Origin of the sequence: Exiguobacterium sp. s16 (genome assembly GCF_018618115.1) — a bacterium.
Taxonomy (GTDB): Bacteria; Bacillota; Bacilli; order Exiguobacteriales; family Exiguobacteriaceae; genus Exiguobacterium; species Exiguobacterium mexicanum_A.
In genome coordinates, this window is sequence record NZ_JACSLM010000012.1 from 47,897 (window position 1) to 54,803 (window position 6,907).

Annotated in this window: 7 protein-coding genes; 5 read left to right on the forward strand and 2 right to left on the reverse strand. The window is 46.3% G+C overall.

Annotated elements, in window-relative coordinates; all coding sequences use genetic code 11:
- Window positions 1-92: 92 nt before the first annotated feature.
- Together KNP86_RS14420 and KNP86_RS14425 are read left to right on the forward strand one after the other, a co-directional pair.
- On the forward strand, window positions 93-1,496 hold the full coding sequence (locus KNP86_RS14420; protein WP_214755065.1) for a sensor histidine kinase: 1,404 nt from the start codon (window positions 93-95) through the stop codon (window positions 1,494-1,496).
- Window positions 1,474-2,151 (forward strand): response regulator transcription factor, encoded by a 678-nt coding sequence (locus KNP86_RS14425; RefSeq protein ID WP_029595517.1) that lies wholly within the window; start codon window positions 1,474-1,476, stop codon window positions 2,149-2,151. The genes KNP86_RS14420 and KNP86_RS14425 overlap by 23 nt, the downstream gene beginning before the upstream one ends.
- 59 nt (window positions 2,152-2,210) lie before the next feature.
- On the opposite strand, the gene KNP86_RS14430 is transcribed toward KNP86_RS14425, so the two are convergent.
- On the reverse strand, window positions 2,211-2,543 hold the full coding sequence (locus KNP86_RS14430) for a four-helix bundle copper-binding protein (RefSeq protein WP_084158420.1): 333 nt from the start codon (window positions 2,541-2,543) through the stop codon (window positions 2,211-2,213).
- A 272-nt stretch (window positions 2,544-2,815) separates the two neighbouring features.
- Between KNP86_RS14430 and copZ the strand changes: the two genes are divergently transcribed.
- From copZ to KNP86_RS14445, 3 genes are all read left to right on the forward strand, one after another.
- A complete protein-coding gene (gene copZ, locus KNP86_RS14435) occupies window positions 2,816-3,019 on the forward strand; it encodes a copper chaperone CopZ (RefSeq protein WP_029336157.1) in 204 nt (67 codons plus the stop codon).
- 137 nt (window positions 3,020-3,156) lie between these two features.
- The gene (locus KNP86_RS14440; RefSeq protein WP_029595516.1) at window positions 3,157-5,295 is read left to right on the forward strand and encodes a heavy metal translocating P-type ATPase; all 2,139 of its coding nucleotides are present in this window, start codon (window positions 3,157-3,159) and stop codon (window positions 5,293-5,295) included.
- A 348-nt stretch (window positions 5,296-5,643) separates the two neighbouring features.
- The gene (locus KNP86_RS14445) at window positions 5,644-6,603 is read left to right on the forward strand and encodes an IS30 family transposase (RefSeq protein WP_114167461.1); all 960 of its coding nucleotides are present in this window, start codon (window positions 5,644-5,646) and stop codon (window positions 6,601-6,603) included.
- A 96-nt stretch (window positions 6,604-6,699) separates the two neighbouring features.
- Here the strand turns inward: KNP86_RS14445 and KNP86_RS14450 are convergent.
- On the reverse strand, window positions 6,700-6,907 hold a 208-nt coding region (locus KNP86_RS14450; RefSeq protein ID WP_214686808.1), incomplete at its 5' end, for a YolD-like family protein.

Here is a 6,907-nt window from a genome sequence, read left to right on the forward strand (position 1 = left end):
CTAGCCGTTTGAAAGACGAACCGAATCCAACAGCTTTCGGCAGCAGTCTTTGTCTTGATTGCTGCTAACCAATCGACTTAAAGAGGGATGCCATGTTAAACAGGCTTGCATTGAAAATAGGTTTGCTGTTTTTTGTGTTTATTATCATCATTGAATTGGTTTTGTTTCTAACCCTGTACGTTACTTTTGTCAATGAACGGGTGGATGAAGTCATGACCAACCTGCTTGCAAGAGGGAACACCCACAGCGAAGTATTGGAAGACAGTTTTGAACCGGCGACATTGAACCATGTGGCGTTGATGGAATCGGCCTCCGATTTCATCGTCATCATCACGGATGCAGATGGCAACGAATTGACCCATTCCGATCTGATTGAACCTGAAATGAGGGAAGTGTTGGAACACACCGATTTTGATGAGGTTCTGCAGGGAGGGAAGGTCGTGGAAGAGCGATGGGACAAAAAAGAGTTTATTGCGACGGACAGCCCAATCACCATTGAAGGAGAACATAGAGGCCACGTGTTCATGTTTGCGGAAACCAATCATATCAAAGGGATGGTCAGTCATTTGCGAAACCAATTCCTGATTGTTGGCCTGATTGCTGTCGGGTTGACCGTCATCACAATTTTTCTGCTATCCCGATTGATTACGTTGCCGTTGATTCGGATGAAAGAAGCGACGGAACAGTTAAGCGAAGGGCACCACGAGGTCAGCCTGAATATTGGCCGAAACGATGAGTTGGGAGAGCTGGCGAAAGCCATCACTGCTCTATCCAGTGACTTGGAACATTTAAAAAATGAGCGGAATGAATTTTTGGCGAGTATTTCGCACGAGTTGCGGACGCCGTTGACCTATATCAAAGGATATGCCGATATCGCGAGCCGGCCGGATGCATCCGAGGAAGAGAAAAAGGAATACATTGGCATCATCCGGGAAGAGACGGCCCATTTGACGGAATTGATCCGGCAGCTGTTTGAGCTGGCTCAGATGGATCATAACCAGTTCGCCATTCAAAAAGAGGAATTTTCACTGGAGATGCTTTTTGCATCCGTCGTTGCCTTGGTTCGGCCAGCTTTTGACGAGAAACAGATTTCATTGGCTGTCCATTGTGAACATGAGATTGTCGCCTTCATTGATCCCGAACGTTTTCAGCAGGTATTGCTGAATGTCTTGGACAACGCCCGCAAGCATTCTCCTGAAGGAACACAAGTGGTATTACAGGGAGTCCAAGATAAAGGTACCATCACCATAAGCATCCGTGATGAAGGAGAGGGCATACCGGAAAAAAATCTTCCTTTTGTCTTTGAACGATTGTATCGGGTCGATAAATCCAGATCCAGACAGTACGGAGGAAGCGGTCTTGGCCTGGCGATTGCGAAAGAAATCGTCGAATCGCACGGTGGTCTCATGACGCTTCAAAGTGAGTACGGACAAGGGACAACCGTCCTGATAGAATTGAAAAGGGGGGATTCGCTTGCAGAAAGTGCTGTTGGTTGATGATGAACAACGAATGCTGGATTTAGTGGCTTTATATTTGAAGCCGCATCAGTACCTCTGTAAAAAAGCACTGGGAGCTCATGAAGCCCTCGACTATTTGGAATCGGAACCTTTCGATCTCGTCTTACTGGATATCATGATGCCGGAAATGGATGGCTGGGAACTGTGCCGCGAAATCCGGAAATTTTCGGATGTGCCAATCATTATGCTGACGGCGCGGGAACAACAGGAGGATATTGTTAAGGGATTGAATATCGGGGCGGATGATTACATCACAAAGCCGTTTAATGAAGATGAGTTGCTGGCCCGGATGGGGGCGCTGCTTCGCAGGAGAACTCCGAAAAATACCATTGAAGTGGACGGTTTGGTGTGGGACGAAGACCGGTTTGAACTTACGTACGGCAAACATATCATCAAATTGACGCCAAAAGAATTTCTGATGGTGGGCCATCTGATGAAGAATGCCGACAAAGTGTTTACGAGGGAGCAGCTGATCCAGTTAATTTGGGGATTCGACTCAGAGACGGAAGGGCGGACCATCGATTCGCATGTGCGAAATGTTCGGGAAAAAATCCGCCAGTCCGGTTTTCCGGTCGATGATCATTTTCTCACGGTTTGGGGAATCGGCTACAAATGGATCCATGAAGCAGAATGATGCTTGATAAAAGAAAAGGTCCGTCGGAAAATATTTCCGACGGGCCTTTTTGAGTAAGGTTATGCGGCGTTACGGCAAGCTTCTGCACATCTACGGCAAGCTTCCGCACAGCGTCTGCAATGTTCATGATGATCGGCGTGCTTCTCACATTCCTCTGCGCAAGCTTCGCAAATGGTTGCGCAAACGGCTGCCAGTTCGGAAACGAACGGTGAATTGTGAGTAATGGCATGTTCCAAAAATGCACACATGTCCGCGCATTCCCGGTCTAATCGAATGCACTGTGCTAGCATCTTCACATCATCTTCCTGCAGACAAGCGTCAAAACAATGGTTACATTCCGCTGCACAATCATGTAATGCCCGAATCAATTCCTGATGTTGTTCATGAGCCATGTTAAAACCTCCATTTCTTATTTTTGTTTCATTTACTGGATTTCCCTCTCCTTTCCAAACTAAACAGAAATACCGAAACTCCATAGAAACTGCACATTTTATAGACAAGTAATCAAATATTAAAATCAATGGTGCGGTTTTTTTGGGGGGTCATTGTGAACTTCTAAATTAGAGTCATGGAAACAGCGATAAAGTAAAATGATACTAAACACTTGATATACCCTATCGGGGTATGTTAAGTTTAAGGAAATATTACTTTAGGAGGAATAATAATGATTGAAACATTAAAAGTACAAGGTATGTCCTGCGGCCACTGTGCAAACTCGGTTGAAACGGGCGTCGGTGAACTCGAAGGGATTTCATCTGTGACAGTTGATCTTAAAAAAGGCGAAGTGGCAGTAGACTATGATACTGCCAAGACATCATTAAACGAAATTCAGAAAGCGATTGAAGAACAAGGGTATGACGTCGTATAAGGGTGCTTTCACAGCACACTTTACTTTTAAATGAAATATACCCTCGCGTGGTATATTCGGCAAGAACTTTGTGAATGTTAAGAATGTAAATAGGGTTAAATAGGATAAGAACCACTAGTTTGGAGGAGGCGCACTGAATGGCTAAAAATGATAAAGACCATCACCATCATCAAGACGAACAGGTAGATCACAGTAAAATGGATCATTCCAAACATGTTGGGCATTCGTACCATGAAGACCAAGTGAAAGAAGGCATTCAAGACGACAGCAATCCTGCCAAAATTCATGATGATCATGCCCATCACAATCATGGTGGCCACGATCATAGTGACCATGGACATCACCATCATGGGAATTTCAAAGAAATTTTCCTGAAGTCGCTGCCCTTGGGCATTGTCATTCTATTATTGTCGCCGATGATGGACGTTCGGCTTCCTTTCCAATTTACTTTTCCATACTCGGATATTGTGGTCGCTGTATTAGCAACTATCTTATTGGTTTATGGCGGAAAACCCTTCTATCAAGGTGCAATCGCTGAATTTAAGGAAAAAGCACCGGGCATGATGGCCCTTATTTCATTAGGGATATCCGTTTCCTATTTGTACAGCATTTACGCCGTGCTGGCACGCTACGTAACCGGCGATCACATCATGGATTTCTTCTTTGAATTCGCGTCCTTGCTGTTGATCATGCTCCTTGGACACTGGATCGAAATGAAGGCTATCGGAGAAGCAGGAGACGCGCAAAAATCGCTCGCCGAATTGGTGCCGAAAGATGCACATGTGGTATTGGAAGATGATTCGATCGAGACGCGTCCCGTAAATGAGCTGAAAGTCGGAGACCTTGTACGGGTTCAGGCCGGAGAAAACGTCCCTGCCGATGGCATCATCAAAAGAGGCACCTCGCGGATCAATGAAGCTTTGCTGACGGGGGAATCTAAACCCATTGAAAAAGGAGCCGGAGACAAAGTGATCGGCGGTTCCACGAACGGTGCAGGCATCATATATCTTGAAGTACAGGAAACCGGCGACCAATCGTTCATTTCCCAAGTACAAACCCTGATAAGCCAGGCGCAGGATCAACCTTCAAGAGCTGAAAATCTGGCTCAAAAAGTAGCCGGCTGGCTGTTTTATATCGCCATTGCGGCGGCTTTCCTCGCTTTTGTCGTTTGGCTGTACATTGCTGACATTCAAACCGCTGTTCTTTTTACGGTTACGACATTAGTCATTGCATGTCCACACGCTCTCGGCCTTGCCATTCCGCTGGTTATTGCACGAAGCACCAGTTTAGGTGCAAGCCGCGGGCTGTTGGTGAAAGACCGCGAAGCATTGGAGCTGGCAACTAAGGCTGATGTAATGATACTGGATAAAACGGGTACATTGACTACTGGCGAATTTAAAGTTTTGAACATGGAAACACTGGATGGTCAACATACCGAAGCCGAAATCGCGGCGTTAATGGCAGGGATTGAAGGCGGGTCCAGCCACCCAATCGCCCAGTCAATCGTCCAATACGCTGAGAAACAAGGGATTCAGCCTGTCCACTTTGATTCGATTGATGTTGTGTCGGGTGCGGGTATAGAAGGAAACGCCAATGGCCGCAAATACGAATTGATCAGCCAAAAGGCACTTGGAAGAGATGTAGCGGTGGATGTTCCCAAAGGGGCAACATTAAGTATACTAGTTGAGGACGGGAATCCGATCGGTACGGTCGCATTAGGCGATGAATTGAAAGAAACGAGCAGAACGCTGATACAGGCATTGAAGCATTACAATATAAAACCGATTATGGCTACAGGTGACAATGAAACGGCGGCCCAAGGAGTAGCAGAGGAACTGGGCATTGAATACAGAGCCAATCAATCACCGCAAGATAAATATGGTTTAGTGGAATCACTGAAAAATAATGGACAAACGGTTATCATGGTCGGCGATGGCGTCAACGATGCACCATCCCTTGCAATAGCAGACGTTGGGATAGCAGTCGGTGCCGGAACTCAAGTCGCCATCGATTCCGCTGATGTGATTTTGACTCAGTCGGATCCAGGCGATATTGAATCCTTTATCGAATTGGCCAATAAAACAACCAGTAAAATGAAACAGAACCTCGTGTGGGGAGCCGGTTATAACTTTATTGCCATTCCCATAGCGGCGGGTGTTCTAGCCTCCATTGGGATTACGTTGGCTCCTGCCGCAGGAGCAGTTCTGATGTCCGTGTCCACGGTTATCGTGGCTATCAATGCGATGACATTGAAACTAAGAAATAGAGCTGTTTAACACCGTGTTTAATTGTCGTACACGAAAAGTGCTGCCTCCCAAAAGTTGAATTTTCTTTAACCTTGGGGGCACAGTTTTGTATTAGGTTAAAGTCAAACGGAGGTTTGAAGACTTTGGATAATTAAATATATTTTTATAGTTAACATATGAGATATTATCGGAAGAGAGGAAGCCCAAAAGCTTCTTCTCTTTTCTACTTAAATTCAATTAACACAAAAAAGTTTTCAAAAATTGATCATTCATTCATTAATAGCCGATTGTAAAATTAAGCTAGACAATTGAAAAAGCCATTCGTGGTACACTCACAATGTATTTTCCGACCAAAGAAAAACATAGGAGTGATCACGAATGACCTACACCCATCTTACCACGGATGAACTGGTGATGATAGAATCCTACCACCGCCAAAATATACCTGTAGCGATCATTGCTAAGTTGATGAACCGTTCCAGGCAGCCAATCTACAACGTCATCAATTTCCTGAAATCAGGACATACAGCGCTCGACTTCTACACGCAATACAAGAAAAATAAGAAACGCTGCGGCCGGCGGAAGATTGTCCTGCCGAAGAAACAAGTGGCCTATGTTCAAGACAAGGTGGCGCAGGGCTGGACGCCGGATGTCATTGTCGGCCGGGCAGAAACGGCCATCGATTGTTCCGCGCGCACCATCTATCGCATGTTCAAAAATCAGGTCTTTGACGCCGCCACGCTGCCGATGAAAGGAAAACGGAAACCCAATGGACACCAGGAACGCCGGGGAAAACAGGCGTTCAAACGCCATATTTCCGAACGGGAAGCCGACAACCCGTCGTTCAAAAAAGAGTTCGGGCATATCGAAGGCGACACCATTGTGGGTGCCCGCCACAAAAGTGCGGTGATCACGCTGGTCGAACGGCTGACGAAAGTCATCATCGCCCTGAAGCCTGCAGGACGCAAGGCTTGCGATATTGAAACTGCGTTGAACCAGTGGTTCCAAGGGGTCCCGAGAAATCTGTTCAAATCCATCACGTTTGATTGCGGCAAGGAATTCTCCAATTGGAAACCGTTGTGCAACCGGCACGACGTCTCGATTTACTTTGCGGATCCCGGCACGCCTTCTCAGCGCGCCTTGAATGAAAACTCCAACGGGCTCCTGCGGAAAGACGGCTTGGCAAAGGAAATGGACTTCAACCAGGTGGATCAAACATTCATTTCGTCGGTGGCCGACAAGCGGAATAACATCCCAAGAAAGTCACTGAATTACCGCACACCGTTGGAGGCATTTTTGAGTCACCTGAATGGAGTCGATCTGTCTAGCTTAAATTGACAAACGGAATGATTTAAAGATATCAGTGTACTGCAACTTTTAACTGATACATCTATAAAAGCAGCAAAGGATTTTTCGTCAGCAACCGCCAGGGCGTTAGTCTATCGATTGTTCGACGTGAATGATTGCCTCGAACGGCACATGGATGATCCCTTCCCTTTGATTGGCCAGCTCGACGGTCCGCTCCATGTAGTTCGTCCGGTGCACGAATCCTCTGAATCGTTTCATCTCCCGCTTCTCCACATATTTTACCTCTACCAAATCTCCGCTGAAGATCGCGTCGTTCAGCACATTCTCATAGACC

Excerpts from the sequence above, each read along its gene's own strand:
- KNP86_RS14420 (WP_214755065.1), top strand. The coding sequence starts at position 93 with ATGTTAAACAGGCTTGCATTGAAAATAGGTTTGCTGTTTTTTGTGTTT.
- KNP86_RS14430 (WP_084158420.1), bottom strand. The coding sequence starts at position 2,543 with ATGGCTCATGAACAACATCAGGAATTGATTCGGGCATTACATGATTGT.
- copZ (WP_029336157.1), top strand. The coding sequence starts at position 2,816 with ATGATTGAAACATTAAAAGTACAAGGTATGTCCTGCGGCCACTGTGCA.
- KNP86_RS14440 (WP_029595516.1), top strand. The coding sequence starts at position 3,157 with ATGGCTAAAAATGATAAAGACCATCACCATCATCAAGACGAACAGGTA.
- KNP86_RS14445 (WP_114167461.1), top strand. The coding sequence starts at position 5,644 with ATGACCTACACCCATCTTACCACGGATGAACTGGTGATGATAGAATCC.